We start from the raw sequence: 26,637 nt of genomic DNA, 5'->3' as shown, positions 1-26,637 counted from the left end.
ATGGTTGAAGTAACAAGCGCTCCCAATCCCGGCCACACCACATCATGGTATGCGGCATCGGCCAACACCAAGACGGTCCGCACCGCCCTTCAGGGCGACCAGGATGCCGATATCTGTATCATCGGCGCAGGGTTCACCGGGCTTTCGGCAGCGCTGGAGCTGGCGCAAAAGGGTTTTTCCGTCATCGTGCTGGAGGGAGAGCGGGTCGGTTTTGGCGCATCCGGGCGAAACGGCGGCCAGATCGTCAATGGCTACAGCCGCGACCTCCACACGATTGCTCGCCGTTATGGCGCCCAAAAGGCAGCCGAACTTGGAGCGATGTCGCTCGAGGGCGGGCAGATCATCCGCGAGCGGGTGGCGAAATACGGGATCGATTGCGACCTGGTCGATGGCGGGTTCTTTGCGGCGTTCACGCCCAAGCAGATGACAGAAATGGCCGCCAACAAGGCCAATTGGGAAAAGCACGGCCATACCGGGCTGGAAATGGTCTCCGAAGCCGAGGTTGGGACATACGTGAAATCGGATCGTTATGCGGGTGGCATGATCGACCGTTTCGGCGGACATATTCACCCGTTGAACTATGTCCTCGGCGAAGCAGACGCCATTGAGCGTCTGGGTGGTCGCATCTTCGAAAACTCGCGCGTCATCGCTGTGGAGCAGGGAACAAACCCCGTCGTACGCACCGCGCACGGCAAGGTCGCGGCGAAATATGTGCTGGTGTGTGGCAATGCCTATCTCGGCGGGTTGTTGCCGGAAATCGGCGAGCGGATGATGCCTGTTTCAAGCCAGGTGATGGCGACGGAACCCTTGGATGCGGCGCTGATCGAGGAGCTGCTCCCTGCCAATTACTGCGTCGAGGATGCCAATTACATCCTCGATTATTATCGCCGGACCTCCGACAATCGCCTGCTCTATGGCGGCGGAATCGGGTACGGCGGCACAGATCCCGCTGACCTGACCAGCGTCATCCGTCCGAACATGCTCAAAACGTTCCCGCAATTGCAAAACACCAAGATCGACTTTGCCTGGAGCGGCAACTTCGCGCTCACATTGACGCGCATCCCACATATCGGGCGTCTGTCGCCGAACGTCTACTTCTCCCATGGCGATAGCGGCCATGGTGTGACCACGACGCAGTTGCTGGGCAGGATATTGGGCGAGGTGGTCGCGGGTCACGCCCAACGCTTTGACGTCTGGTCATCGCTACCGAACTACCCGTTCCCGGGCGGCAAGACGTTCCGCGTGCCGCTCACCATGCTCGGCGCATGGTGGTACGGCCTTCGCGACAGGTTGGGTGTTTAGAGCGTTTCCTTGTTAAATGGAAACGTTCTAGAGAGCGGATAGACCCTTCAGGGCGTTCTCGGTAATCTCGTCTGGCGTGGCGTCGATGCTGACCGTAACGACGCCGGGTTCGCCGGTCGGCACTTCCAGCGTGGCGAGCTGAGTCTTGAGCAGCGAAAGGGGCATGAAGTGGCCGGTGCGCGCACCCATGCGCTCGGTCAGGAGCGCTTCGCTTCCGTCCAAATAAATGAAAGCCAACGGTCCACCGCAGGCATCGCGCAGGCGGTCGCGGTAGATCTTCTTGAGTGCCGAGCAGGAGATGACGACACCGCCTGCCTCGAAGCCCTTGTGCAGCTCCGCACCCACAAGATCGAGCCAGGGCCAACGATCCTCATCGGTCAGTGGTGTTCCAGCCGCCATTTTCTCGACATTGGAGGCAGGGTGGAGCTTGTCGCCCTCCATGAAGGGAATAGCCAACCGCTCGGCCAGTTCTTCGCCCACGGTGGATTTACCACAGCCGCTGACGCCCATGACGATGATTGCCTGTTTCACGATGATCTCCTGCGTCTTCAAAAATATCGTACTCGCCTACTGTATTTGCGTGCGCAGGGGAAACATTTTCCACGTCTATACCGTCACGATCAGAAGCCTGCGCGTCGCGCGGCCCTGGCTTCCAGCATGGATAGTAGGCTATGGATGAGCACGGCAAGAGCTGCCACGATCATGCCGCCCTGCAAGATGAAGGCGAGGTTGTTGGATTGCAGCCCCGCGATGATGACCTCACCCAGCGTCTTTGCCGCCACTGTCGAGCCGATGGTCGCCGTTGACAGGCTGATGACGGCGGAAAGCCTGACACCTGCAAGGATCGCTGGAAGCGCAAGCGGCAGTTCCACCCGCCACAGCCGCTGCGCACCGGTCATGCCGATGCCACGCGCTGCTTCCAGGATCGTGTTGGGAAGTGTGGTCAGGCCCGTCACCGTGTTTTCGAAGATGGGCAGGAGGGCATAGAGAAAAAGCGCAATCAGTGTGGGCTTTTCACCAAACCCCATGATCGGCACGGCCAGCGCCAGCACGGCAACCGGCGGAAAGGTCTGGCCGATACTGACGATGCTGCGTGAGAGCGGCAGAAACTCCCGACCGAAGGGCCGCGTGACGAGAATGGCGAGCGTTCCGGCGATCAGCACGGCGGTGCCCGTCGCAATCGCGACCGTCTTTAAGTGGGACAGGGTCAGCGATAGAAGATTGGCCTGAATATAGATGGCCGGTGCATTGGGCTGCACGAGGGGCCGAAACACAGGCTCGAACATCTCGGGCCGCACCAGAAAGGCCGCGAGCACGAGGACAAGACCTGTCAGCAGAAGAGGCCCCAGCCGGATCTTCATGCGGAACCGGCCGCGTTCTGTAGCAGCACCTCGCGGCGGATCCGGCCTGTCACGGTGCCATCGGCGCCCATGACGGGCAGCGTTTCGCACCCGGTCCACAGCATGGCGGACAGGGCATCACGCTGACTGGTCCCCGCCAGAAGCGGCTCTCCATCGGACTGGCCGGGTTCGACGATATCGCCCACGGTCGCGACGGACAGCAACCGGAGTGGCCGCTCACGCTCGCCGATCATTGTGCGCACGAACTCCGTTGCGGGTCTCAGCACCAGCTCGGCGGGCTGGCCATATTGAACGATTTTGCCTCTATCCATGACGGCGATGCGGTCGGCCAGATGAAAGGCCTCGTCCATATCGTGCGTGACCAGGACAATCGTAACACCAAGCTTTTTCTGAATGGCGAGAAGATCGTCCTGCGCCTTGGCCCGGATGATCGGGTCAAGCGCGCCGAAGGGTTCATCCATCAAAAGAATGTTCGGCTCTGCCGCAAGGGCGCGGGCAACGCCTACGCGCTGTTGCTGCCCGCCCGACAGGGCCGCCGGAAAGCGGTCGGCGTATTGAGCGGGGTCGAGCTGAAAGAGATCGAGCAACTCGCTGACCTTCGCGTTTATCCGGGCGCGGTCCCAGACCAGCAGTTCCGGCACGGTGGCAATGTTTTGCGCCACGGTCCGGTGCGGAAACAGCCCGTGTCCCTGGATGGCGTAGCCGATGCGGCGGCGCAGCGTGTGTCCGGGCAAATTGAGGATATTCTCTCCGTCGATGCGAATGACGCCGGAGGAGGGTTCGACCAGTCGGTTGATCATGCGCAAGAGCGTTGTCTTGCCGGAGCCGGATGTGCCGACAATGACGGTGATACTGCGGGCATCGATCGTCAGCGACACATCGTCCACCACCGTCGTGCCGTCATAGTGTTTGGTCAGATGGTCGACCTCGATCATGCCCTGCTTCCCCTGTTGAAGAGATTGCTCTCGATGATGGCGTTGAGAAGGATGGCTGCGGTAAAGCCCAGAATGACGGTCGGAATGGTGCCGAGCAAAACCAGATCCATGGCCGTCTGCCCGATGCCTTGAAACACAAAGACGCCAAATCCGCCGCCGCCGATCAGCGCTGCTATCGTCGCAAGCCCGATGTTCTGGACGAGAACGATGCGAATACCGGTGAGTATGATGGGCAGGGCTAGCGGAAAGTCGATTTTGAAGAGCCGTTGCGTCGCTGTCATGCCAAGACCGCGTGCAGCTTCCCGCACAGCATTCGAGACGCCCTTCAGCCCCACGACCGTGTTGGAAACGACGGGCAGCAGCGAGTATAAAAGCAACGCCACGAATGCGGGCGCCATGCCGATGCCGCGAATGCCGATTTCGGACGCACCGGGAATATTCGCGGCGACCCAGCCCAAAGGGGCGATCAGAAGACCAAACAGTGCGATGGAGGGAATGGTCTGTACGATGTTGAGACTGTTCAACACGCCCGCGCGCAGACGATCGACCTTATAGCAGAGGACGCCCAGGGGAATACCGACAAGTGTCGCCGCAAAGAGTGAGCCGATGGCAAGCTGGATGTGACGCCCGGCCTCAGTCCAGAAGATGTCCCGCCGGTTTTCATATTCCTTCATGACCGACAGGGCGTCCCATTGCCCGGATATGAGTGTGGCTGCGACCACACCTAGCGCTAGGAAGAGCAGCACGATCCGTAATGCGGGGCGAGGATTGAGCCGCGCGATTGCATCCGTCGCCATCAGGATCAGGCCCGATGCCAGCAACCAGAAACCGCTGGCGGGCGATACCCGCGCATAGCTGTTATCGACGGGCGTCAGATGGGATGCAGCGCTACCGATGGCCAGCGCCAGAGCGGCAAGACCCACCAATGCCAGACCAAGCCGCAGCCGTGCATCGTTCCGAAAAAACGCACAGCAGACCGTGATGCCGATCAGTGCGTAGAGCGCGTAGGCCCATGTCCGGGGAAGGGCGTCCAAAACGCTGCGAACGTCCCCCGGAACGATACGGTTGGCCCGAAAGGTTGCGAATGGAAGAGCAAAGAGAGCATAGGCGAGGAGCGCAGCGATCAGCGCTCCGACCTTATCATAGTATGGGAAGGGCCAGTGCGAGGCGCGTTGCAAGGCCGCCCCTTATTTTACGAAGCCGTTTTTCGTCAGGAAGTCCAGGGCAACCGTCTTCGCCTGCTCACCACCCACCTGCACACGGCCGTTCAACTCCTGAAGTGTGGTCAGATCGAGCTTTTCGAACACCGGCTTCAACAGGGTTTCGATTTCAGGGTGCTTTTTCAAAACCTCTTCGCGCACGACCGGCGCTGGCTGGTAAACGGGCTGTACGTTCTTGTCGTCCTCCAGAACGACGAGACCGGATGGTGCGATGCCGCCATCGGTTCCGTAGACCATGGCTGCGTTGACATTGTTGGTCTGGTTGGCAGCCGCCGCAATCGTCGCGGAGGTATCCCCACCGGCAAGCGTGATCAGTTGATCCGCCTTCAGCGTGAAGCCGTAGGTCTTCTGGAATGCGGGAAGGGCCGCGGCAGAGTTTACGAACTCGGAGGAGGCAGCGAGCACGACCTGACCACCACCGGCGATATATTTGCCGAAGTCGCTGAGTGTCTTCAGATTGTTCTTTTCGGCCACATCCTTGCGAACGGCAATGCCCCAGGTGTTGTTGGCGGGAGACGGCGTCAGCCAGACGATCTTGTTGGCGTTGAAGTCCAGCGTCTTGGCTTCCTCGTAGGCCTTTGCCGCATCTTTCCAGAGAGGATCGTTTGCCTTTTCGAAGAAGTAGGCGGCATTGCCCGTGTACTCGGGATAGATGTCGATTTCGCCAGCCGTAATCGCCTTGCGCACAACGGGGGTAGCACCAAGCTGAATGCGGTCTGTGGTTTCGATGTCGTTCTTGCTCAGCACAGTCATGATGATGTTGCCGAGGACGGAACCTTCCGTATCGATCTTGGATGAAACGACGACCTGCGCCTGTGCGATGGATGCATAAAGTGCGAGCGCAAATCCTGCGCCGGTGAGTTTCATCAAACGCTTCATCAAGCATCTCCAACAGGATACGGGGGAATTCCCGGAAATCGTCTCTGCGCAATGCGATTGCGACGGTCTCCAATTCAAGTGGCGGTAACGAAAAAGAGATCGAAAGGTTGCATGCGCGATGGCGATTTATACGTATTGCCTAATGCAGGATCCTTAGGCGTCGTCTCAGTCCGATTTTCTGCGCGCGTCCTTGCCCATGACGAGCGGCATGAGAACGGAGAGAAACAGCAGGCGCAGAACGTGATGGGCACCGACATAGGCCGTGTCGGCGTGCATCATGACCGCCATGGCGGCCATTGTTTCGAGACCGCCCGGCGCGAAGGCAATCATCACCGCATTGAGCGGAACGCCCGTCATTTTGGAGACCGCAACGGCGGCAAGACAGGCCAGCAACATCACAGCCACGGTCACGACGCCGCCCGCCACGAAGGCCATTTTCATGTCCCGAAGCGAAGAGCGGGTAAACCGCGTGCCAATCAGGCTGCCCAAAATGATATAGGTCGGCTGGCTCAGCCAACCCGGCACGCCACCGCTCGTCAGTCCGGTGATGTGAATGCCGATGGAGACGGCGACGCCACCGAGCAGCAGGGCTGCGGGAAAGCGCCAGCGCATGAAAACCCACCCGACAGCCAGTGACGCCAGAACTGTCAAAGCCAGCACCATCGGTGGCATCGGCGGCGCCAGGATCAAAGGTTCGATGCTGATCAGATCGAGATATTCGACAATGACCGGCACGGCGAGAGTGAGGGCCAGAACGCGCACGCTCTGGATGACGCTGACGGTCGCCAGATCGCTTTTTGTTTCTGCCGTCAGGCTGATGATGTAGCTGAGATGGCCCGGTGATGCGCCCAGCATGGCTGTGGTGCGGTCATAACCAAAGCCGAAGTGCAAGATCCAATAGGCGACGTAGAGCAGAAGAACGACGGTTGCCAGCACCGCGACGAAGCTCAGCGGCCAGGTTTTGGCGGCATCGATGACCTCCGGCGTTACGCTCGTTCCCATGGAAATGCCAACGACGACGAAGGTGGCATTGCGCAGCATCTGGGGCACCGAAAGTCGCAGCCCCGACAATCCCGCCAGCGTGACGGCAAGCGCCGGGCCGCAGAGAAACGGCGCGGGCAGTCCGATCAGAGACGCGATGAGAGCACCGATGCTGCCGACGAAGGCCGTGAGGAGAAAGCTTTGGAGGTCTGGCTTGGTCATCATGCTTACGGGATGGGAATTGGCGGGAAAGAATCGGACGGTGAGGCTACCGAGATGCAACTGTGCCTTTTGAGGCGCAACCGTCAACCGCATGTGTCTTAAAAACAGAAAACCCGCGAACGATGTCCGCGGGCTGAAAAATCTCGACAGGGACGCTTCAGGCTCAGGCTGCCGGAGCAGCCGCCACGACGCGAGGCGGACGGCGCTTGGCCATGGTGTCTTCGAGGCCGAGCAGGAAACTGATCTGCGGACGGGCCTTGACGAGATCGTCGATGGAATATTGTGTCAGGACGTCGAAGAAAGCGTTGAGCGCCTTGCGCAGCGCAGAGTTCAGACCGCAGCTATCCACCAGCGGGCATTCCACGGCACCGTCTTCGAAGCATTCCGCCATGGCAAAGCTGTCTTCCGTCACCTTGACGACATCGAACAGGCTGATCTTTTCGGCGGGCTTGCCAAGCTTGACGCCGCCATTGCGACCGCGCACGGTCTCAACCAGGCCGGCCTTGTTGAGCGGCTGCAAAATCTTGAAGAGGAACAGTTCGGAGACACCGTAAGCCTTGGCGATTTCCGGGATGCGGCTGAGGTTGCCGTCATTGGCGGCGCAATACATCAACATGCGGACGGCATAGTTGGTCTGTTTGGTCAAACGCATGCTGATCTCCTGACTCCAGTAATGTGGAGTCATATAGTCGTTATTTTACTTTAGAACAATTCCAGAAATAAAAAATTCTCCGGGAGATTTCCGATCCTTCAATTGTCCTGTTGACCGCCTGCTGTGATTCATGAACAAACAACTCAAGAATCCAATCTACCGGAGGCGTGCCCCATGGCAAGCGTGAAGTCGATATTTTGTGCAATTGCAGCCACGACATCGGTTATCGGTTGCGGAATGTCCACAGCTGTCGCAGGTGGCGAAGTCAACGTCTACTCCTATCGCCAGCCCGAACTCATTCAGCCGCTGCTGGACGCCTTCACCAAGGAGACCGGCATCGAGGCCAATGTGCTGTTTCTGGACAAGGGTCTGGTCGAGCGCATCCAGGCAGAAGGCGTGAATTCACCCGCCGACATTCTGCTCACGGTAGATATTGCCCGCCTTGTGGAGGCCAAGGAAGGCAAGGTGACACAACCGGTCCTGAACGATCCGGTGATCGAAAAGGATATTCCCGCCAATCTTCGCGACCCGGAAGGCGAATGGTTCGGCCTGACCACGCGAGGCCGCGTCGTCTACGCCTCGAAAGACCGCGTCAGCCAGAAGGATATCACCTATGAGGAGCTTGCCGATCCGAAGTGGAAAGGCAAGATCTGCATTCGTGATGGCCAGCACTCCTACAATATCGCGCTGTTTGCATCCATGATCGCCCATCACGGCCTGGATTATACGCGTACATGGCTGACGGGCTTGAAGAACAATCTGGCCCGCAAGCCCGATGGCACCGACCGCAGCCAGGCGAAATCCATCTATTCGGGTGAATGCGATATCGCATTGGGCAACACCTATTATGTTGGGCTGATGCTGACCAATGACCAGGAACCTGAGGAAAAGGTCTGGGGCAATGCGGTGCGCGTCATCTTCCCGAATGCGCAGGATCGCGGCACACACGTCAACATCTCGGGCGTTGCGATGACGAAATATGCGCCCAACAGGGACAATGCCTTGAAGCTGATGGAATTTCTGGCCTCCGGCAAAGCCCAGGAAATCTATGCCAAGCAGGTCTTCGAATATCCTGTCCTGCCGGGCGCGCAACCATCCGACGTTGTCAAGAATTTTGGACCGATCAAGCCGGATAGCCTGTCATTGACCGAAATTGCTGCGCACCGCAAGCAGGCGTCTGAACTGGTGGATGAAGTCGGCTTCAATGACGGCCCGTCCAACTGATCGGTCCGTGACGCTTGAAGGCTTTGTCCTGTAAAAGGAAGGCCTCAGCCGCGCTTGCGGCGAAGGCGGATCACCACGTCAACATGAGCGATTTCCATGCCCTCTGGCGGTTCCGGCAGATTGCCGATCTCCAGATTGTTGACGGGAATATCGAGAACCTCGTTCTCACCTTCGACGAAGAAGTGGTGATGATCCGAGACATTCGTATCGAAGTAGGTCTTGGCGCCCTCGACGGCGAGAACGCGGATGATGCCAGCTTCTGTGAATTGATGCAGGGTGTTGTAGACGGTGGCGAGCGAAATCGGCACGCCGGCATTGACGGCCTCGTCGTGCAACTCCTCGACAGTCAAGTGGCGGTCACCCTTGGCGAAGAGCAGATCGCCCAGAGCCACACGCTGACGTGTGGGTCGCAGGCCAAAGCGGCGCAATCTCGTTCCGATATCCAATGTAGCGTCGAATGTCATAAAAACACGGCCTCAAAACCGGTGGATTAAACCCAATCTAACAAGCATATAACTTTTACGCGTCCGGCTTTCAATAGATTCCGGTAGAATGCTGCGCCGCGATCGGCTGTAAAGCGGGGATTTTTACAAATTTCCTCTGGTTCAGGCCTTACGCTTCCTGTATGCGGGCGCCATGTTAAGGCAGGCTTCGGCCAAAAGCATGAGCAACTAGACATGTAAGTTGCCCTTGTGGCGCTTCATTTTGAACCTAACTTGCTCTACAGAAGTCTTTCAAAGCGTGTAAACGGGGAATTGGATACGACATGACAACGAGGCAATCGAGCTACAATTACGAGGAAATTCTGTCTTGTGGACGTGGCGAACTGTTTGGCCCCGGCAATGCACAGCTTCCTCTGCCTCCTATGCTCATGGTTCATCGTATCACGGAAATCTCCGAAACCGGTGGTGCCCACGACAAGGGTTTTATCCGTGCCGAATACGACGTGTCGCCGGATGACTGGTATTTCCCCTGCCACTTCCAGGGCAACCCCATCATGCCCGGCTGCCTCGGTCTCGATGGCATGTGGCAGCTGACCGGCTTTTTCCTCGGCTGGCTGGGCGAAGAGGGGCGTGGCATGGCGCTGTCTACCGGCGAGGTGAAGTTCAAAGGCATGGTGCGCCCTGAAACCAAGCTTTTGCAATACGGCATCGATTTCAAGCGCGTCATGCGCGGTCGCCTTGTTCTCGGTACGGCCGATGGCTGGCTGAAAGCCGATGGCGAAACCATTTATCAAGCGTCGGACCTGCGTGTCGGTCTGTCCAAGGAAAAGACCGCCTGACCCCTGATCGTTCGGTGAGGGGTGGCCAATGCCACGTCGCACCTGAACCCCTCGCGCGGCAAACACAGAAAAGGTCAACTTCATGAGAAGAGTTGTAGTCACCGGCCTCGGTATTGTTTCATCGATCGGCAGCGACGCTGCAGAGGTCACGGCGTCCCTGAGAGATGCAAAGTCGGGAATTTCATTCTCGCCGGATTTTGCCGAGCATGGCTTCAAATGCCAGGTCTGGGGCAAGCCGTCTCTCGACCCCACTGATCTGGTTGACCGTCGCGCGATGCGCTTCCTGTCCCAGGGCGGCGCGTGGAACCATGTTGCCATGAAGCAGGCGATTGCCGATTCCGGTCTGGAAGAGAGCGTCATCAGCGGCAATGAACGCACTGGCATCATCATGGGTTCTGGCGGTCCTTCGACCCGGACCATCGTTGAGGCTGCCGACATCACGCTGAAGAACAAAAGCCCCAAGCGCATCGGCCCGTTCGCCGTGCCGAAGGCCATGTCGTCCACGGCATCCGCCACGCTGGCGACCTGGTTCAAGATCCACGGCGTCAACTATTCCATCTCGTCGGCCTGCTCGACCTCGGCACATTGCATCGGCAATGCCGCCGAAATGATCCAGTGGGGCAAGCAGGACGTGATGTTTGCCGGTGGCCACGAAGATCTGGACTGGTCGATGTCGAACCTGTTCGATGCCATGGGCGCGATGTCGTCCAAGTTCAACGACAATCCATCCACCGCGTCCCGCGCCTACGACGCCAACCGTGACGGCTTCGTCATTGCTGGCGGTGCTGGCGTTCTGGTTCTCGAAGAACTGGAACATGCCAAGGCGCGCGGCGCCAAGATTTATGCCGAGATCGTCGGCTACGGCGCAACATCGGATGGTTACGACATGGTTGCGCCATCGGGCGAAGGCGCCATTCGTTGCATGCGTCAGGCGCTGGCAACCGTTAAGGGTGAAGTCGACTACATCAACACCCACGGCACATCCACACCTGTCGGCGACAGCAAGGAAATCGGCGCAATCCGTGAAGTGTTCGGCTCTAAAATCCCGCATGTGCAGTCGACCAAGTCGCTGACGGGTCACTCGCTGGGTGCCGCAGGCGTCCAGGAGTCTATCTACGGTCTGTTGATGATGCAGGAACGCTTCATCGGCAAAAGCGCCCATATCGAAACGCTCGATCCCGAATTCGAAGGGGTGCCCATCGTTCGCGAACGCATCGATGATGCCAAGATCGATACGGTCCTGTCGAACTCCTTCGGCTTTGGCGGCACCAATGCCACGCTGGTCTTCCAGCGCTACAACGGATAAGTGCCTATGAATGGCATCATGCAGGGAAAACGCGGCCTCATCATGGGTGTCGCGAACAACCACTCCATCGCCTGGGGCATCGCCAAGGCGTTGGCCGCCCAGGGTGCGGAACTTGCCTTTACCTATCAGGGCGAAGCGCTGGGCAAACGCGTCAAGCCGCTTGCGGCGGAAGTCAGCTCCGATTTCATCGTCCCCTGCGACGTGGAAGATCTGGCCTCCGTGGATGCCCTGTTCGATGCGGTGCGCGAGCGCTGGGGTTCGCTGGATTTCGTCGTTCACGCCATCGGCTTTTCCGACAAGAACGAGTTGAAGGGGCTTTACGCCAACACCACGCGTGAAAATTTCACGCGGACCATGGTCATTTCCTGCTTCTCGTTTACCGAAATCGCCAAGCGTGCGGCCGCGTTGATGACCGATGGCGGCTCCATGCTGACCTTGACCTATAACGGGTCGCAGCGTGTCATCCCCAATTACAATGTCATGGGTGTCGCCAAGGCCGCTCTCGAGGCGTCCGTACGTTACCTTGCTGCCGATTACGGTCCAAAGGGCATTCGCGTCAACGCCATCTCCGCAGGCCCCGTGCGCACATTGGCTGGTGCCGGCATCTCGGATGCCCGCGCCATCTTCTCGTGGAACCAGAAGAACGCGCCGATGCGCCGTACGCCCGACATCGAAGACATCGGCGGCTCGGCGCTCTATCTTCTGTCGAACATGTCCCGTGGCGTGACGGGAGAATGTCACTATGTCGATGGTGGCTTCAACATCACGTCTATCCCGACGCTTGAAGTGCTCTACAACGCCGACAGCGAATAACGCCTGTTCGTGAAGTGACGATTGAAAAGCCCGGTCATGCCAGGCTTTTTGCATTTGAATTACACCGGCTCGAAACCGAACAGATCTTCCGGGTTTGTGACCAGCGCTTTTTTGCGGGCCTCTTGCGACGGAAGCCATGACAGAACCGTATCCAGCAAATCCGCATCATTGGGGTACTCTTCCGTCGTCCTGGCATTGTTATGGGGCCAATTGGTGCCCCAAATGATCCGATCCGGCGCATAGGCCGCGATGATGCGGGCAACGGCTGCGATATCCTCGAAGTCAGGACCGCCCGAACGGCTGGATTCATAGCATCCGGCAAATTTGAACCAGCAATTGCCCTTGTCGATCAGGCGCTTCAGCGCCGATATCTGCGGGCTATCGGGCGTGACCCCGGCAAAGAACTTGCCGTGATGATCGAAAATCCAGCGGCTCTTGATCGCACCCAGACGTTCTTCATGGTCGAGAATATGAGAGCCATCGAATTGCACGGCCACGCACCAGCCCAGCTCCTGCGCGATGCTGTCGACCTCTTCCAGATGGGTGAGATCGACCGCGCCACCGGGCAAATCCATGATGCGGGCGCCGACTTTTCGCCATCACATGTTCTGACGATCGCCATGCAAAACCTTTCAGTGTGGGTCTGCTGACGAGGGCGCAGACTATCGGTCGCCCTGGCGGAGCATGGCGCGATAACGCTGCTGGCTGCCCTTCAGATGCTGACGCATGGCCTCGCGGGCAACCGTTGAATCCCCGTCCGAAATAGCGTGCACGATGGCGTTATGCTCATTTTGGAGCTGTTGCAAATAAGGGGCTGCCGTCTTCTCGGATTGGGAGGCACGCAACGCTGCTCTTGGAATGACATTCTGACCCATCACCTCCAGAAACTCGCGAAAGCGCGGATTGTTGGTGGCGTCAGCAATGGCCAGATGAAGCTTGAAATCCGCCTCTGCGGTGGGGACGCCTGCATCGATGCAAGCCTGCACAGAGGATAGACAGCGGATGATTGCCTCCTCCTGTGCAGGCGATCTGCGCACCGCCGCAAGTTCGGCGGCTTCGGTTTCGACGGCTGCCCGTAATTCCAGAAGTTCGATGATGGAGGAGATCCGATCATGATCGACATCCTGAAACGGCTGTGGCTGCTGGGTGGGAAGTTCCAGAACGAAAATGCCCGCACCGTGACGTGCCTCGACCAGTCTGTCTGCTCTGAGCGCGGCAACGGCCTCCCGCACGACCGTTCGGCTGACTTTATAAAGCTCCGTCAGGCCAGCTTCACTGGGCAGCTTGTCTCCCGGCTTGTACTGGCCGGACAGAATAGTCTGGCGCAACGCGTTTGCGGTTTGGCTGACCAGCGATCCGCCGGTGCGACCGTTTTGAGGCTTTTCTTTCGCGCCGCCATCGACGGGTTCACTGAGGCTGGCCAATCTTTTCTCCGAGGCAATAGGGGAGACATCACACGCTGGCATTGCCTCCGGTCAAACTTTCTATTGGCCAAATATCCCGTAATTGATCGGTCTTGGCAATATTTATATTATTTCCCAAATCACTGATATGATCTCCGAAGCCGTGGATTGCGCTCAAAAACCATACAATATTGGAAATGCAAGGTTTTCCCGCAACAAAATGTAAACGAAGCCGCCATACACTTCATGGGCATAAAGCTCTCGGGCAGACATGCTTTCCCGTCATGAAGATTGAAAAAGCGCGATGCAGGCATTGTCTCCGAAAATGTTGTTGGCCAGACGATTTGCGCGTTCACGCAAAGGTTCTGCGGCCATAGAGTTCGCCATTCTGGCCGTTCCCTATTTTCTGCTGGTCTTTGCCATCATCGAGACTTTTCTGGCGATGATAGGCGAACAACTGGTCACGAATGCAACGGACCGGTTGGCGCGTCAGTTGAGAACGGGACAGATTTCCAGCTCCATCAGTCAGGAGGATTTCAGAAAGCTGTTTTGCGCCGAAGTGTCGATCCTGATCACCTGCTCTGCAGACGAGATCAAGAAACCGGAAAAGCTATACATCGATCTTCGCAGCTTCAACACTTTTGCCGACATTCCCAAAACCGTCCCCTTGACGCCGAACGGCCAGTTTTTCGATCTCGATGTTTCCGCGTTCCGGTTCGCACCGGGGGGGCCGAGCACCATCAACATGCTGCGCGTTTATTACCGCTGGCAGGTGGTGGCCGATATCGTGCGGCCCTTCCTGACCAATATCCGCCCGAAGGATGGGTCCATGCCATCGCATTTCCTGATTGTCGCAACAGATGCGTTCCGCAATGAAGCATACCAGTGAGCGCGGCCGGATGGTGAGGAAAAGAAAAATGGCATTGCGAGTCATTGGCCGGACGTTCAGGCGACTGCGGCAGGATCGTCAGGGCGTCGGCGCGGTGGAGTTTGCGATCATCTTCCCGGTCCTGCTGGCGCTTTACATAACGGCCTTCGAACTGACGATCGGCTTCAGCGTCTATAAGCGGGCAACGCATGCAGCCGGTACGATCGCCGACCTCGTGTCGCAGCAGGTGAGCGTCAACAAAGCATACCTGAAGACCATGCCCGACGTCGCCTCGGCAATTTTCGTACCCTACGCCACGGCTGGGCTCGATTTGAAGATCAGTGGAATTCAGGTGGATGCCAACAGGGTCGCCAGGATCAACTGGTCCTGGAGCCAGAGCAATCAGCCCCCGTACCCCGCAAATTCCGTCGTCAACCTTCCCGACAATCTGAGACAGCCGAACGCGTTTCTCGTCCATGCGGAGTTGACGATTCCCCACACGCTTTTGATGTTCCTGTCGGACGCAGCCCCAAGCATGCGGCAGATTACGATCGGTCGGGATTATTACTTCGCAAAGCGCGAGCAGGATCCGATTACCTGCAGCGATTGTTGAAACAGATATTTGGGCGTGGGCAATAAAAAGCCGCGGGGCATCTTTCCCGCGGCTTTTCCGTCTTGTTTGTGTTCAAAGGTTATTCCGACGGCATGTCCAGCACGCGGCTGAAATAGAGCGCCACGATGGTGCACAGCGCACCGGACAAAAGATAGATACCGACCGCGAAGAGCCCAAACTTCGATGAGAAGCCGAGCGCGACCAGAGGTGCAAAGCCAGCGCCGATCAACCATGAAATATCTGAGGTGAGCGATGCGCCCGTATAGCGATATTCACGGCTGAAGCGCGAGGCCAGCGCGCCGCCTGATTGGCCGAAGGACAGGCCGAGCAAGGCAAAGCCGATCAGCACGAAGAGGTAGCGCCCAATATCGCCCGACGCCAGAAGAACGGGCGCGACGAAGCTGAAGATCGCAATCAGCGCGGCAGCGATGCCGAGCAATTTGCGACGACCGATCTTGTCGGACAGAACGCCGGAGACGACAATCATGCCACCTGCGATGATGGCGCTGACGAATTGCACGAACAGGAAGTCGGAGACGCGCTGGTTTGTGTTGAGAGACACCCAGCTGAGCGGAAACACGGTGACGAGGTGGAAGAGCGCAAAGCTCGCCAGGGGCACGAATGCACCCGTCAGGACGACCCGTGACTGATTGCGCAGCATCTCAAACATGGGCTTGGGCTCCAGTTCATGCTGTTGCAACATGGACTGGAACTCCGGCGTGACGATCATGCGCAAGCGTGCAAACAGTGCCAGAACGTTGAGCGCCAGAGCAACGAAGAACGGGAAACGCCAGCCCCACGCCAGGAATTCCGGGTTGGAAAGCTGGGTGGTGAAGATGATGAAGAAGGCGCTCGCAAGACCAAAGCCCATGGCCGCTCCCAGCTGTGGCATCATGGCGTACCAGCCACGCTGCTTTTCAGGCGCATTCATCGCCAGAAGGGAGACAAGGCCATCCCACGCCCCGCCAAGTCCAATGCCCTGGCCGATACGGAACACTGCCAGCAGGACCGGCGCGATTATGCCTGCTTCCGCGTAGGATGGCAGGAAGCTGATCGCCATGGTGGACCCACAGAGCGTAAACAGCGCTGCCGACAGCTTGACGCCTCGTCCGAATTTGCGGTCGATTTGTAAAAACAGGAGAGAGCCGATGGGGCGGGCAATGAAGGCCAGCGAAAACACTGCAAAGGAGTAAAGGGTGGCGGTGAGGGGATCGACGAACGAGAAAAAGACGTGAGGGAAAACGAGGGCGGAGGCGATGGCATAGACGAAGAAATCGAAGAACTCCGTCATTCTGGCCAGGATGACCGCAATCGTAATGCGATCCGGGTCCACGGCGACAGGCGCCCCTGGCTGGCCATTCGTTCCGTTGTTTTGTGAGTAGGACGAGGCCGTGTCGATATAACTCATAAAATTCCCTCCTGCGTATGGGCTAGCCATGACCATAACGAACGACGCTCCTCTTTCGTCGATGTTATGCGGCGGATTGTCACACAGGGGTTTGAGGCCGTCAATTGAAGAATGTCCGGAAGGGCTTGCGGACACGCTATCCTATGAGATAATGCGGGACTTTCCGCTCTTCAGTCCCAATTTTCCGCATGCTGCGAAGACCGCAGTGAAAATGTCATGTTGCACCGCGACAAACTACCTCATGTCCTTTATGAGGTTTGGCAATTATACGCATCAAGCAATATGAAAAACAGTACGAGTCCCAAAACGTGCGCACCCTTATGAAAACATCCTCTGCCCTTGCGGCCCTGTCCTCCGTGCTCCTGCTCAGCGGTTGTGATCTCGTCGTCATGAACCCCGCCGGCGACATCGCTATCCAGCAGCGCGATCTTATCATCACGTCCACGGTCCTGATGCTTCTGATCATCGTTCCGGTGCTGGCCCTCACGCTCTTCTTCGCGTGGAAGTACCGTGCATCCGCCAAGGCGGAGGATTATGATCCCGAATGGCATCACTCCACCCGTCTTGAAATGGTCATCTGGTCTGCTCCGGTTGCCATCATCCTGATGCTGGGAACAGTCACATGGATCGCGACGCACCGTCTCGATCCATACCGTCCCCTAGACCGTATCGACGCCGACCGTCCGGTAACAGCCGAGACGAAACCGATCACGGTCGAGGTTGTTTCCATGGACTGGAAGTGGGTCTTCTTCTACCCGGAACTGGGCATTGGCAGCGTCAATGAATTCGCGGCGCCCGTCGATGTGCCGATCAATTTCAAGATTACCGGCACGACAGCGATGAACTCGTTCTACGTCCCTGCGCTGGCTGGCCAGATCTATTCGATGGGCGGCATGCAGACGAAGCTTCATGCCGTCATCAATAAGGAAGGCGTTTATGATGGTTTCTCGGCCAACTTCTCCGGCCCAGGCTTCTCTCACATGCGCTTCAAGTTCCATGGTCTGAGCCAGGAAGGCTTCGATCAATGGGTTGCCAAGGTCAAGGATGGCGGCAAGGGCTTCGGTCGCATGGAATATCTCGAGCTTGCAAAGCCAAGCGAGCGCGAACCCGTGCAGTATTTCGCCAATGTCGACCCTGAGCTTTTCGACGCGATCCTCAACCGCTGTGTGGAGCCGAACAAGCTTTGCGTGCGCGACATGATGCATATCGATGCGAATGGCGGCGGCGGCAAGGAGGGCATCGATGTGGCCAAGGCGCTGAACTCCGTGGTCTGCACCCCGCTTTCGCCTTATGGCGTTGCATCGGGCTCGCAATCGCTGCCGGCCGCAATTCAGGGCCAGACATTCCAGTCCACGGCTCTGCCCGATGCCAAGGCCGAACTGCCGTCTGCACCCAAAACCGCAGGCTGAACATCATAAGGCGCATCCGAAGAATGATGCGTAGAATCAATAGATTGGAGCGTTCCTTGTGTTCAGACTGACGCAAGGCACTCTAAGTCAATCGCAAGAGGCTAAAATGGTCGCCACCACCGATCAAACGTCGTTCCTTTTCGGGAAGCTGACGTTGGAATCCATACCCTTCCACGAGCCCATTCTGATCGTCACTTTCACGGTCGTTGCTCTCGGTGGCGCAGCCCTTCTGGGTCTGCTCACCTATTTCAAGCTCTGGGGCTATCTCTGGAAGGAATGGTTTACCAGTATCGATCACAAGAAGATCGGTATCATGTACATCGTTCTGGCACTCGTCATGCTGATGCGCGGCTTTGCCGATGCGATCATGATGCGTATCCAGCAGGCCATTGCTTCGGGTGGTTCGGAAGGCTATCTCAACGCCCACCACTACGACCAGATCTTCACCGCTCACGGCGTTATCATGATCCTGTTCGTGGCGATGCCGATGATCAACGGTTTGATGAACTTCGCCATTCCGCTGCAAATCGGTGCGCGTGACGTGTCCTTCCCGTTCCTCAACAATTTCTCTTTCTGGATGACAGTGGCTGGCGCCGTGATCACCATGATTTCGCTGTTCATCGGTGAATATGCCCAGACCGGCTGGTTGGCCTATCCGCCCCTGTCGGGCATCCAGGGAAGTCCAAGCGTCGGTGTCGACTATTACATCTGGGGGATCCAGGTCGCCGGTGTCGGGACGACGCTGTCTGGCATCAACCTGATCGTCACGATCATCAAGATGCGTGCGCCTGGCATGACCATGATGCGCCTGCCGATCTTCGTGTGGACATCGTTGTGTTCCAACATTCTGATCGTGGCATCGTTTCCGATCCTGACCGGTACACTCGCGCTGCTGACGCTTGACCGTTACGTTGGTACGAACTTCTTCACCAACGATCTTGGCGGCAATCCGATGATGTATGTGAACCTCATCTGGATCTGGGGCCACCCAGAGGTCTATATTCTCATCCTGCCTGCCTTCGGTATCTTCTCGGAAATCGTATCGACCTTTTCCAACAAGCGTCTCTTCGGTTACGCGTCGATGGTCTACGCAACGGTGGTCATCACCATTCTGGCCTATGTCGTGTGGTTGCACCACTTCTTCACGATGGGTTCGGGTGCCAGCGTCAATGCCTTCTTCGGCATCACGACGATGATTATCTCCATTCCCACCGGTGCGAAGATTTTCAACTGGCTCTTCACCATGTACAAGGGTCGTATCACCTTCGATGTACCCATGCTGTGGGCAATTGGCTTCATGATCACCTTCGTCATCGGCGGTATGACGGGCGTCCTGCTCGCCGTGCCTCCGGCGGACTTCGTGCTGCACAACTCGCTGTTCCTGGTTGCGCACTTCCACAACGTGATTATCGGCGGCGTGCTGTTCGGCGTACTGGCGGGCATCGTCTACTGGTTCCCGAAAGCCTTTGGCTACCGTCTCGATCCGTTCTGGGGCAAGATGTCCTTCTGGTTCTGGTTCGTCGGCTTTTACTTCGCCTTCATGCCGCTCTACGTGCTTGGCCTGATGGGCGTGACCCGCCGCCTCAGCCAGTTCGAAGACACGTCGCTGCAAATCTGGTTCATCATCGCCGCATTTGGTGCCTTCCTCATCGCGCTGGGCATTGCGTCGTTCATTATCCAGCTCGTTGTCAGCTTCTTCCGGCGTGAAGAACTTCGTGATCTGACGGGCGACCCTTACCATGGTCGTACGCTGGAGTGGTCCACGTCATCGCCGCCGCCTGTGTACAACTTCGCTTTCACGCCGGTCGTGCATGAAGTCGACGCCTGGGCCTATATGAAGAAACATGGTGCAGAACGTCCGCTGGATGGGTTCATCCCGATCCACATGCCGCGGAACACCGGCACCGGCGTGATCCTCAGCGGCATCAGTGTTGTGCTCGGCTTTGCACTGGTGTGGCATATCTGGTGGCTGGCGATCCTGGCTCTTCTGGCCATCATCGGGGTCTCCATCGCTCACACCTTCAACTACAATCGCGACTATTACATTCCGGCATCGGATGTAACGGACGTTGAGGCAGCCCGTACGAAGCTGCTGGCAAATCAGGCGTAACAGTATGTCCCAAGCACCTGCACACAGCGCCAGCGGCGCGGAAAAGCCGGTCTTCTACCTCAAGGAAGACCACCATCCGGAAAACGGCACCTCGCTGGGTTTCTGGCTTTACCTGATGAGCGACTGCCTGATCTTCGCAACGCTCTTCGCAACCTATGCCGTTGTCGGCCGCAGCTATGCGGCTGGCCCTTCGGGCGCAGATCTGTTCGACCTGAAGCTGGTGGCGATCAACACCGCCTTCCTGCTGTTCTCTTCCATCACCTATGGTTTTGCCATGCTGGAAGCGCAGAAGAAGAACATCAACAGGACCCTGATCTGGCTCGCCATCACCGGTGTTTTCGGTCTGGCGTTCCTTAGCCTTGAACTTTACGAGTTCTATCATCTGATCCATGAGGGTGCGACGCCTCAGCGTTCGGCCTTCCTTTCGGCCTTCTTCGCGCTGGTCGGGACCCACGGCCTGCACGTCACCTTTGGCGTCATCTGGCTTGTGACCCTTATGGCCCAGATCAAGACGCACGGCCTTCATGCAGCCAACATGCGCCGCCTGACATGCCTGTCCATGTTCTGGCACTTCCTCGACGTTATCTGGATCGGCGTCTTTTCCTTTGTCTATCTGGTTGGAGTTCTGTGATGAGTGCAAACACACACGACCATAGCCACCATCACGATCATGGGCATGCCCACGGCGACGATCATCACCACGATAGCGGCGAAGATCACGGCTCGTTCAAGAGCTACATGATCGGCTTCATCCTCTCGGTCATCCTGACGGCCATTCCGTTCTGGCTGGTCATGGGCGATGTCATCGAAAACCGAACCACCACCGTCCTGATCATCATGATCTTCGGTGTGATCCAAGTTTTCGTGCACATGATCTATTTCCTGCACATGAACACGAAGTCGCAGGGTGGCTGGATCTTCATGTCGCTGCTGTTCACGCTCGTTGTCGTCATGATCACGCTCGTGGGTTCGCTATGGGTCATGTACAACATGAACAAGAATATGATGCCGCCCATGACGATGGAGCAGATGCGCAACATGCCGTAACCGGCGCTGTTTCAATGATATCGCGGCCTGCATCCAAGCGGGCCGCGCTTCTCCGAGAGACAAGAGACCCCATGAATCGGAGAGGAGATTCGTGGGGTTTTCTGTTGGGCGGGAAAGCTCTCAATGACCATTCAAAGCGAAACCACTCCGCGCAGGCGTATCCGCCCAGCAGCGATCGGCGTCATGCTGATAACCACGATCCTGACCGGCTGCCTGCTGGCCCTCGGTACGTGGCAGGTGCACCGTCTCGCGTGGAAGCGCGATCTGGTGGCGCGCGTCGAAGAACGTGCGCATGCGGCACCTGTGGGACTTCCCGCGCCAAACGAGTGGCCCGCCATGACGGACCCATCACACTATGAATATCGCCGCGTGAAGGTGACAGGGAGCTACCGTCATCAAGACGAGGTGCAGGTCTACACGGTCACTGATCTTGGCCCCGGCTATTGGGTTCTGACGCCGTTGCAGCGCGCCGATGGGACGGCTGTTGTGGTCAATCGCGGCTTCGTGCCAACCGATAAGCGCGAGCCATCCACCCGACCGCAAGGTGAGGTCGAAGGGTCTGTCGAGATCACCGGCCTGATGCGGGCGACGGAGACGGGCGGGCTTTTCCTGCGAACCAACGACCCGGAAAACAATCGCTGGTATTCACGCAACATCGCCCAAATTGCAGATGTGAAGAAAATCGAAAACACCGCCCCCTTCTACATCGATGCGGATGCGACGCCCAATCCGGGTGGTCTGCCAATCGGTGGCAAGACGATGCTGACCTTCCCCAACAATCACCTGTCCTATGCCATTACATGGTATATTCTGGCGGGCATGGTGGTGGTGGCTGGCTGGTACGTTACCCGCAATCTGAACGGATCAAAGACCGCCACCGATGCGCCGTCTTCCGATGATGACGAGGGTGCTTGAAGAAAGGGTTTCACCTTTCTTCTCACGATGATTATATCACTCGTTCGTTATCGCGGCCGCTCCGGTCGCGCTTTTTCTGGGTGATGCATGGCACGAGCTTTCCTTCTCGTTCTTGATTCCTTTGGCGTGGGCGGCGCGCCGGATGCCGAGCAATATGGTGATCTGGGCTCCAATACGCTGGGCCACATCGCCGAGTTCTGTGCCGCCGGTGCGGCCGATCGTGCCGGGTTGCGGTCGGGTCCGCTGATGCTGCCGAATATGTCGGCACTGGGCCTCCTGGACATTGCGACGCTGGCTAGTGGCGAGATGCCAGCCGGAATGGACGCGCCGGAGCGCATCTACGGGCTGCACGGCTGCGCCAGCGAACTGTCCAAGGGCAAGGACACACCATCGGGCCATTGGGAAATCGCGGGAACGCCGGTTCGTTTCGATTGGGGTTACTTCCCGACGGAGGGAGACGCTTTCGCACCGGAGTTGGTCGAAGCGATCTGCGAGCAGGGCGACGTGCCAGGCATCCTCGGCAATTGCCATGCGTCGGGCACCGACATCATTGCACGTTTCGGCGCAGAGCATATTCGAACGGGGAAGCCCATCTGTTACACATCGTCGGACTCCGTTTTCCAGATCGCGGCGCATGAGGCACATTTCGGGCTGGAACGGTTGATCGCGTTTTGCCAAACGGTGCGCACCCTCGTCGATCCCCTCAATATCGGCCGTGTTATTGCCCGGCCGTTCACCGGTGAAACCGTCGCCACGTTTCACAGAACCGGCAATCGGCGGGATTTTTCCGTTCTGCCGCCCGAGCCGACATTGCTCGACCGCCTCGTGGAGATGGACCGCAAGGTGCTCGCCATCGGCAAGGTCGGTGATATCTATGCGCATCAGGGCGTCACGCGTGTCATCAAGGCTAGCGGAAACGATGCGCTGATGGATGCCACGCTGGCAGCCATCGAAGAGGCGGAGAATGGCGATCTCGTCTTCACCAATTTCGTGGATTTCGACATGAATTACGGCCACCGCCGGGATGTGGCGGGATATGCTGCGGCACTCGAAGCCTTCGACGTCCGCCTGCCGGAAATTCATCGCAAGATGCAGCCGGGCGATCTCGCCATCCTGACCGCCGATCACGGTTGTGACCCGACATGGCGCGGCACCGACCATACTCGTGAACGCGTGCCGATCATGGCCTTTGGGCCTGGCATTCGCGAAAGGAACATCGGGATACGGTCATCTTTTGCCGATATCGGCGAAAGTATCGCGTCCCATCTCGACATACCGGCAGGCCGCCACGGCAGGAGTTTCATGTGACGTCGCATTTGTTCAAAGCAGAAATCCATTGCCATCTGGAAGGTGCGGCCCCGCCTGCACTGGTGGCACAGCAGGCGCAGAAATACGGCATCGACAGCAGTCCGTTCTTGCGCGACGGCGCTTACGTCTGGACGGATTTTGCCGAGTTCATCCGCTGTTACGATGCTGTCGCTCAGGTCTTCAGGACGGAAGAGGATTACGCTCTTCTGACAGAGGCGTATCTGACGGAGCTGGCCGGTGAAAATACCATCTATAGCGAATTGATCATTTCGCCCGATCACGGAGATCGGATCGGCTTGGGTGCGGATGCCTATCTTTCCGGCATTGCGGCAGGTATTGCGGCGGCCAAGGAAAAGACCGGCATCGAAGCGCGTATTATCGTCACCGGCGAGCGCCACTTTGGCCCCGAAAGCGTCATCGCTGCTGCGGAATATGCCGCGCGCGTCAGACACCCGCTGATCACGGGCTTCAACATGGCGGGTGAAGAGCGCATGGGTCGGGTGGCGGATTACGCCCGCGCCTTTGATATTGCCCGCGATGCCGGTCTTGGGCTGACCATCCATGCCGGCGAAGTCTGCGGCGCCTTCAGCGTGACGGATGCGCTCGATCTCGTCAGACCCCAACGCATCGGCCACGGCGTGCGCGCCATCGAGGATGAGGCATTGGTCGCACGGTTGGTGGAGCTTGGCACCGTTCTTGAAGTCTGCCCCGGCTCCAATATTGCTCTCAATGTCTACCCGGATTTCGAAAGCCATCCATTGAGACGCCTTCGCGACGCAGGCGTGCGGGTCTGCATCAGTTCCGACGATCCGCCCTTCTTTCACACCTCGCTTGCGCAGGAATACGAGATCGCGCGCCATGCCTTCGGTTTCAGCGATGCTGAGATCAACGCCATGACGCGAACCTCCATCGAGGCTGCATTCGTTGACGAGGAAACGCGCGCGACGCTGATTGCCAGATTGGATGCGCAATCTGACGCGACATAAAACGAGCAGGAACCGAGGTGCAAAATGCTTATCCGGTCTTGCGAAAGCGGCTCATTCGGTGAAATACAGAGACATCAGAGATCAAAGAAAAGGCCAGCTTCATGGACGGCGTCACCGTTATCGCTCATCCCCTCGTGCAGCACAAACTCACCATCATGCGCAAGAAGGAAACCTCGACTGCCGGTTTCCGCCGCCTTCTGCGGGAAATCTCGACGCTGCTCTGCTATGAGGTCACGCGCGATCTGGAAATGACGATGGAAACCATTGAGACGCCGATGCAGACCATCGACGCTCCGGTTCTGGAAGGGAAGAAACTGGTGTTCGCCTCGATCCTGCGTGCCGGAAACGGACTGCTGGAAGGCATGCTGGAACTCGTACCCTCTGCCCGCGTCTCCCACATCGGTGTCTACCGTGATCATGACACGCTGGAAGCGGTGGAATACTTCTTCAAGGCACCGGATAATCTCGATGCACGCCTCATCATCGTTGTCGATCCAATGCTCGCAACCGGCAACTCGTCCATCGCCGCCGTCGACAAGCTGAAGGAACGTGGCGCGAAGAACATGCGCTTCCTGTGCCTGCTGGCCGCCCCCGAAGGCATCAAGAATTTCCGCGAAGCGCACCCGGATGTTCCGATCTTCACGGCCTCGATCGACAGCCACCTGAACGAACAGGGTTACATCATGCCCGGTCTCGGCGATGCGGGCGACCGCATGTACGGCACGAAGTAACGCACAAAAAATGCGCCCTCAGCGATGAGGGCGCATGATCATCGAGATAGATATCTCCTACTTCATCGTCGGCATGACGAATTCTGCACCGGTCTTGATGCCGGATGGCCAGCGGGCCGTGACCGTCTTGGTCTTTGTCCAGAACTTGATCGAATCCGTGCCGTGCTGGTTGAGATCGCCGAAGCTCGAAGCCTTCCAGCCGCCGAAGGAGTGATAGGCCAAGGGAACAGGGATCGGAACGTTGATGCCGATCATGCCGATGTTGATGCGGCTGGCAAAATCACGGGCTGCGTCACCATCACGGGTGAAGATTGCAGCGCCATTGCCGTATTCATGCTTCATCGGCAGGTCGAGTGCCTCTTCATAGTTCTTGGCACGAACGACCGAGAGAACCGGTCCGAAGATTTCCTGCTTGTAGATGTCCATGTCGGTGGTCACGTTGTCGAACAGGCATCCGCCGACAAAATAACCCTCTTCATAGCCCTGAAGCTTGAAATTGCGGCCATCGACGACGAGCTTTGCACCTTGCTCGACGCCACTGTCGATCAGGCCGCTGACGCGGGCCTGCGCTTCCTTGGTAATCAGCGGACCCATATCGGCCTTGTCATCGGTGTAGGGACCGATCTTCAGGGCTTCGATCTGGGGAATGAGCTTTTCAATGAGGCGGTTTGCTGTCTCTTCACCGACCGGAACAGCCACAGACACCGCCATGCAGCGTTCGCCAGCCGAACCGTAGCCGGCACCCATCAAGGCACTGACGGCCTGATCGAGATCGGCATCCGGCATGATGATCATGTGGTTCTTGGCGCCGCCGAAGCACTGCGCGCGCTTGCCGTTCATGGCAGCCGTGCCGTAGACGTAACGTGCGATCGGGGTGGAGCCGACGAAGGAAATGGCGCCGATATCGGGGTTGGTCAGGATGCCATCGACCGCGCTCTTGTCGCCATTGATCACGTTAAGAATACCGGCGGGCAGACCGGCCTCGATCATCAGTTCGGCCAGGCGGATCGGCAGCGATGGGTCACGCTCGGAAGGCTTCAGGATGAAGGCGTTGCCGCAGGCGATGGCCGGTGCAAACATCCACATCGGGATCATGCCGGGGAAGTTGAACGGCGTGATGCCAGCGCCGATGCCGACAGGCTGGCGAATGGAATACATGTCGATGGCAGGACCGGCACCTTCGGTAAACTCACCCTTGGAAAGATGCGGGATGCCGCAGACGAATTCGCAGACTTCCAGGCCACGAATGATATCGCCCTTGGAATCTTCCACCGTCTTGCCGTGCTCGCTGGACAGCAGCACTGCCAGTTCATCCATGTGCTGGTTCAGAAGATCAACGAATTTGAAGAAGACGCGCGCGCGGCGCTGCGGGTTGGTCGCGGCCCATTTCGGCTGGGCTGCCTTGGCGCTTTCGACGGCGGCCAGAATTTCCGCATCGCTGGCCAGCGAAAGCGTGGCCTGCACTTCACCCGTTGCCGGATTGTAGACATTGGATGTGCGACCGCTGGTGCCAGCCACACGCTTGCCGTCGATGAAATGACCGATTTCTTTCATGGGTGTTCCTCCTGAATTTTTGATGATCCCACCTTTGCGCTTTGAATTGTACAAATCAATGACTAAGAATAATCATCCGTTGTGCAAAAATCACCATAATGAGGTTGG

25 protein-coding genes and 2 pseudogenes are annotated in these 26,637 nt (G+C 57.9%); 15 read left to right on the top strand and 12 right to left on the bottom strand.

The annotated features are described in order from the left end of the window. Nucleotides 1-1,149, top strand: a pseudogene (locus EKM04_RS19150) (NAD(P)/FAD-dependent oxidoreductase); the annotation flags it as partial. Between the two features lie 180 nt (nucleotides 1,150-1,329). On the opposite strand, the gene EKM04_RS19145 reads toward EKM04_RS19150, so the two are convergent. The 7 genes from EKM04_RS19145 to rirA all read right to left on the bottom strand — a co-directional run bounded on the left by EKM04_RS19145 (nucleotide 1,330) and on the right by rirA (nucleotide 7,552). Next, nucleotides 1,330-1,812, bottom strand: coding sequence for a gluconokinase (locus EKM04_RS19145; RefSeq protein WP_183896810.1), 483 nt, complete (start codon nucleotides 1,810-1,812; stop codon nucleotides 1,330-1,332). A 110-nt stretch (nucleotides 1,813-1,922) separates the two neighbouring features. Next, nucleotides 1,923-2,663 carry an ABC transporter permease gene (locus tag EKM04_RS19140; protein WP_183896704.1) on the bottom strand — a complete coding sequence of 247 codons (741 nt, stop codon included), beginning with the start codon at nucleotides 2,661-2,663 and terminating at the stop codon, nucleotides 1,923-1,925. After that, entirely contained in the window at nucleotides 2,660-3,598 is a 939-nt protein-coding gene (locus EKM04_RS19135; protein WP_183896703.1) for an ABC transporter ATP-binding protein, read from the bottom strand. The genes EKM04_RS19140 and EKM04_RS19135 overlap by 4 nt, the downstream gene beginning before the upstream one ends. Beyond that, nucleotides 3,595-4,776, bottom strand: a complete 1,182-nt coding sequence (locus EKM04_RS19130) for an ABC transporter permease (RefSeq protein WP_183896702.1) — start codon at nucleotides 4,774-4,776, stop codon at nucleotides 3,595-3,597. The genes EKM04_RS19135 and EKM04_RS19130 overlap by 4 nt, the downstream gene beginning before the upstream one ends. Before the next feature lie 9 nt (nucleotides 4,777-4,785). Then, nucleotides 4,786-5,697: a glycine betaine ABC transporter substrate-binding protein OsmF gene (gene osmF, locus EKM04_RS19125; RefSeq protein ID WP_183896701.1), complete on the bottom strand. Its 912-nt coding sequence runs from the start codon at nucleotides 5,695-5,697 to the stop codon at nucleotides 4,786-4,788. Nucleotides 5,698-5,862: 165 nt separating this feature from the next. Further along, nucleotides 5,863-6,900, bottom strand: a complete 1,038-nt coding sequence (locus EKM04_RS19120; RefSeq protein ID WP_412762978.1) for an AbrB family transcriptional regulator — start codon at nucleotides 6,898-6,900, stop codon at nucleotides 5,863-5,865. Nucleotides 6,901-7,063: 163 nt separating this feature from the next. Further along, nucleotides 7,064-7,552: an iron-responsive transcriptional regulator RirA gene (rirA, locus tag EKM04_RS19115; protein WP_183896700.1), complete on the bottom strand. Its 489-nt coding sequence runs from the start codon at nucleotides 7,550-7,552 to the stop codon at nucleotides 7,064-7,066. Between the two features lie 174 nt (nucleotides 7,553-7,726). Between rirA and EKM04_RS19110 the strand changes: the two genes are divergently transcribed. Further along, nucleotides 7,727-8,776, top strand: a complete 1,050-nt coding sequence (locus EKM04_RS19110) for a Fe(3+) ABC transporter substrate-binding protein (protein WP_183896699.1) — start codon at nucleotides 7,727-7,729, stop codon at nucleotides 8,774-8,776. Nucleotides 8,777-8,820: 44 nt separating this feature from the next. On the opposite strand, the gene irrA is transcribed toward EKM04_RS19110, so the two are convergent. Next, nucleotides 8,821-9,240, bottom strand: coding sequence for an iron response transcriptional regulator IrrA (gene irrA / locus EKM04_RS19105; protein WP_045230087.1), 420 nt, complete (start codon nucleotides 9,238-9,240; stop codon nucleotides 8,821-8,823). A gap of 302 nt (nucleotides 9,241-9,542) precedes the next feature. Here irrA and fabA point away from each other — a divergent pair, with 302 nt between their 5' ends. From fabA to fabI, 3 genes are all read left to right on the top strand, one after another. Beyond that, nucleotides 9,543-10,058 (top strand): 3-hydroxyacyl-[acyl-carrier-protein] dehydratase FabA, encoded by a 516-nt coding sequence (fabA, locus tag EKM04_RS19100; RefSeq protein WP_174151834.1) that lies wholly within the window; start codon nucleotides 9,543-9,545, stop codon nucleotides 10,056-10,058. 82 nt (nucleotides 10,059-10,140) lie between these two features. Next, entirely contained in the window at nucleotides 10,141-11,364 is a 1,224-nt protein-coding gene (fabB, locus tag EKM04_RS19095) for a beta-ketoacyl-ACP synthase I (RefSeq protein ID WP_183896698.1), read from the top strand. Between the two features lie 6 nt (nucleotides 11,365-11,370). Continuing rightward, nucleotides 11,371-12,177, top strand: coding sequence for an enoyl-ACP reductase FabI (fabI, locus tag EKM04_RS19090; protein WP_183896697.1), 807 nt, complete (start codon nucleotides 11,371-11,373; stop codon nucleotides 12,175-12,177). A gap of 59 nt (nucleotides 12,178-12,236) precedes the next feature. Here fabI and EKM04_RS19085 read toward each other — a convergent pair. Together EKM04_RS19085 and EKM04_RS19080 are read right to left on the bottom strand one after the other, a co-directional pair. Beyond that, nucleotides 12,237-12,767, bottom strand: a pseudogene (locus tag EKM04_RS19085) (amidohydrolase family protein); the annotation flags it as partial. 72 nt (nucleotides 12,768-12,839) lie between these two features. Beyond that, nucleotides 12,840-13,601 carry a FadR/GntR family transcriptional regulator gene (locus EKM04_RS19080; RefSeq protein WP_234910961.1) on the bottom strand — a complete coding sequence of 254 codons (762 nt, stop codon included), beginning with the start codon at nucleotides 13,599-13,601 and terminating at the stop codon, nucleotides 12,840-12,842. A gap of 304 nt (nucleotides 13,602-13,905) precedes the next feature. Between EKM04_RS19080 and EKM04_RS19075 the strand changes: the two genes are divergently transcribed. Together EKM04_RS19075 and EKM04_RS19070 are read left to right on the top strand one after the other, a co-directional pair. After that, nucleotides 13,906-14,469 (top strand): TadE/TadG family type IV pilus assembly protein, encoded by a 564-nt coding sequence (locus tag EKM04_RS19075; RefSeq protein ID WP_174151942.1) that lies wholly within the window; start codon nucleotides 13,906-13,908, stop codon nucleotides 14,467-14,469. A gap of 28 nt (nucleotides 14,470-14,497) precedes the next feature. Further along, nucleotides 14,498-15,061: a TadE/TadG family type IV pilus assembly protein gene (locus EKM04_RS19070; RefSeq protein WP_183896694.1), complete on the top strand. Its 564-nt coding sequence runs from the start codon at nucleotides 14,498-14,500 to the stop codon at nucleotides 15,059-15,061. Nucleotides 15,062-15,140: 79 nt separating this feature from the next. Here the strand turns inward: EKM04_RS19070 and EKM04_RS19065 are convergent, their stop codons facing one another. Next, nucleotides 15,141-16,469 (bottom strand): MFS transporter, encoded by a 1,329-nt coding sequence (locus tag EKM04_RS19065; RefSeq protein ID WP_210290114.1) that lies wholly within the window; start codon nucleotides 16,467-16,469, stop codon nucleotides 15,141-15,143. A gap of 320 nt (nucleotides 16,470-16,789) precedes the next feature. On the opposite strand from EKM04_RS19065, the gene cyoA reads away from it, so the two are divergent. The 8 genes from cyoA to upp all read left to right on the top strand — a co-directional run bounded on the left by cyoA (nucleotide 16,790) and on the right by upp (nucleotide 24,975). Further along, nucleotides 16,790-17,878: a ubiquinol oxidase subunit II gene (cyoA, locus tag EKM04_RS19060; RefSeq protein ID WP_183896693.1), complete on the top strand. Its 1,089-nt coding sequence runs from the start codon at nucleotides 16,790-16,792 to the stop codon at nucleotides 17,876-17,878. Between the two features lie 106 nt (nucleotides 17,879-17,984). After that, on the top strand, nucleotides 17,985-19,988 hold the full coding sequence (cyoB, locus tag EKM04_RS19055; RefSeq protein WP_183896692.1) for a cytochrome o ubiquinol oxidase subunit I: 2,004 nt from the start codon (nucleotides 17,985-17,987) through the stop codon (nucleotides 19,986-19,988). A 4-nt stretch (nucleotides 19,989-19,992) separates the two neighbouring features. Next, entirely contained in the window at nucleotides 19,993-20,619 is a 627-nt protein-coding gene (gene cyoC / locus EKM04_RS19050) for a cytochrome o ubiquinol oxidase subunit III (RefSeq protein WP_174151842.1), read from the top strand. Then, the gene (gene cyoD / locus EKM04_RS19045) at nucleotides 20,619-21,035 is read left to right on the top strand and encodes a cytochrome o ubiquinol oxidase subunit IV (protein WP_174151843.1); all 417 of its coding nucleotides are present in this window, start codon (nucleotides 20,619-20,621) and stop codon (nucleotides 21,033-21,035) included. The genes cyoC and cyoD overlap by 1 nt, the downstream gene beginning before the upstream one ends. A 123-nt stretch (nucleotides 21,036-21,158) precedes the next feature. Beyond that, nucleotides 21,159-21,950 (top strand): SURF1 family protein, encoded by a 792-nt coding sequence (locus EKM04_RS19040; protein WP_183896691.1) that lies wholly within the window; start codon nucleotides 21,159-21,161, stop codon nucleotides 21,948-21,950. Nucleotides 21,951-22,037: 87 nt separating this feature from the next. Further along, a complete protein-coding gene (locus EKM04_RS19035; RefSeq protein ID WP_183896690.1) occupies nucleotides 22,038-23,258 on the top strand; it encodes a phosphopentomutase in 1,221 nt (406 codons plus the stop codon). After that, nucleotides 23,255-24,244, top strand: a complete 990-nt coding sequence (locus EKM04_RS19030; RefSeq protein ID WP_183896689.1) for an adenosine deaminase — start codon at nucleotides 23,255-23,257, stop codon at nucleotides 24,242-24,244. Before EKM04_RS19035 ends, EKM04_RS19030 begins: the two co-directional genes overlap by 4 nt. A gap of 101 nt (nucleotides 24,245-24,345) precedes the next feature. Further along, nucleotides 24,346-24,975, top strand: coding sequence for a uracil phosphoribosyltransferase (gene upp / locus EKM04_RS19025; RefSeq protein WP_077102204.1), 630 nt, complete (start codon nucleotides 24,346-24,348; stop codon nucleotides 24,973-24,975). Nucleotides 24,976-25,032: 57 nt separating this feature from the next. Here the strand turns inward: upp and EKM04_RS19020 are convergent, their stop codons facing one another. Beyond that, complete coding sequence (locus EKM04_RS19020) at nucleotides 25,033-26,529, bottom strand: CoA-acylating methylmalonate-semialdehyde dehydrogenase (protein WP_183896688.1); 1,497 nt, start codon at nucleotides 26,527-26,529, stop codon at nucleotides 25,033-25,035. Nucleotides 26,530-26,637 lie beyond the last annotated feature (108 nt).

The organism is Rhizobium skierniewicense Ch11 (genome assembly GCF_023757665.1).
GTDB classification, from domain to species: domain Bacteria; phylum Pseudomonadota; class Alphaproteobacteria; order Rhizobiales; family Rhizobiaceae; genus Agrobacterium; species Agrobacterium skierniewicense.
This window is presented reverse-complemented; position numbering and strand designations above follow the sequence as displayed.

What these genes read in the sequence shown, in the direction of transcription:
- EKM04_RS19145 (WP_183896810.1), bottom strand. Translation starts at nt 1,812, where the DNA reads ATGGGCGTCAGCGGCTGTGGTAAATCCACCGTGGGCGAAGAACTGGCC.
- EKM04_RS19140 (WP_183896704.1), bottom strand. Translation starts at nt 2,663, where the DNA reads ATGAAGATCCGGCTGGGGCCTCTTCTGCTGACAGGTCTTGTCCTCGTG.
- EKM04_RS19135 (WP_183896703.1), bottom strand. Translation starts at nt 3,598, where the DNA reads ATGATCGAGGTCGACCATCTGACCAAACACTATGACGGCACGACGGTG.
- osmF (WP_183896701.1), bottom strand. Translation starts at nt 5,697, where the DNA reads ATGAAGCGTTTGATGAAACTCACCGGCGCAGGATTTGCGCTCGCACTT.
- EKM04_RS19120 (WP_412762978.1), bottom strand. Translation starts at nt 6,900, where the DNA reads ATGACCAAGCCAGACCTCCAAAGCTTTCTCCTCACGGCCTTCGTCGGC.
- rirA (WP_183896700.1), bottom strand. Translation starts at nt 7,552, where the DNA reads ATGCGTTTGACCAAACAGACCAACTATGCCGTCCGCATGTTGATGTAT.
- EKM04_RS19110 (WP_183896699.1), top strand. Translation starts at nt 7,727, where the DNA reads ATGGCAAGCGTGAAGTCGATATTTTGTGCAATTGCAGCCACGACATCG.
- irrA (WP_045230087.1), bottom strand. Translation starts at nt 9,240, where the DNA reads ATGACATTCGACGCTACATTGGATATCGGAACGAGATTGCGCCGCTTT.
- fabA (WP_174151834.1), top strand. Translation starts at nt 9,543, where the DNA reads ATGACAACGAGGCAATCGAGCTACAATTACGAGGAAATTCTGTCTTGT.
- fabB (WP_183896698.1), top strand. Translation starts at nt 10,141, where the DNA reads ATGAGAAGAGTTGTAGTCACCGGCCTCGGTATTGTTTCATCGATCGGC.
- fabI (WP_183896697.1), top strand. Translation starts at nt 11,371, where the DNA reads ATGAATGGCATCATGCAGGGAAAACGCGGCCTCATCATGGGTGTCGCG.
- EKM04_RS19075 (WP_174151942.1), top strand. Translation starts at nt 13,906, where the DNA reads ATGTTGTTGGCCAGACGATTTGCGCGTTCACGCAAAGGTTCTGCGGCC.
- EKM04_RS19070 (WP_183896694.1), top strand. Translation starts at nt 14,498, where the DNA reads ATGGCATTGCGAGTCATTGGCCGGACGTTCAGGCGACTGCGGCAGGAT.
- EKM04_RS19065 (WP_210290114.1), bottom strand. Translation starts at nt 16,469, where the DNA reads ATGAGTTATATCGACACGGCCTCGTCCTACTCACAAAACAACGGAACG.
- cyoA (WP_183896693.1), top strand. Translation starts at nt 16,790, where the DNA reads ATGAAAACATCCTCTGCCCTTGCGGCCCTGTCCTCCGTGCTCCTGCTC.
- cyoB (WP_183896692.1), top strand. Translation starts at nt 17,985, where the DNA reads ATGGTCGCCACCACCGATCAAACGTCGTTCCTTTTCGGGAAGCTGACG.
- cyoC (WP_174151842.1), top strand. Translation starts at nt 19,993, where the DNA reads ATGTCCCAAGCACCTGCACACAGCGCCAGCGGCGCGGAAAAGCCGGTC.
- cyoD (WP_174151843.1), top strand. Translation starts at nt 20,619, where the DNA reads ATGAGTGCAAACACACACGACCATAGCCACCATCACGATCATGGGCAT.
- EKM04_RS19040 (WP_183896691.1), top strand. Translation starts at nt 21,159, where the DNA reads ATGACCATTCAAAGCGAAACCACTCCGCGCAGGCGTATCCGCCCAGCA.
- EKM04_RS19035 (WP_183896690.1), top strand. Translation starts at nt 22,038, where the DNA reads ATGGCACGAGCTTTCCTTCTCGTTCTTGATTCCTTTGGCGTGGGCGGC.
- upp (WP_077102204.1), top strand. Translation starts at nt 24,346, where the DNA reads ATGGACGGCGTCACCGTTATCGCTCATCCCCTCGTGCAGCACAAACTC.
- EKM04_RS19020 (WP_183896688.1), bottom strand. Translation starts at nt 26,529, where the DNA reads ATGAAAGAAATCGGTCATTTCATCGACGGCAAGCGTGTGGCTGGCACC.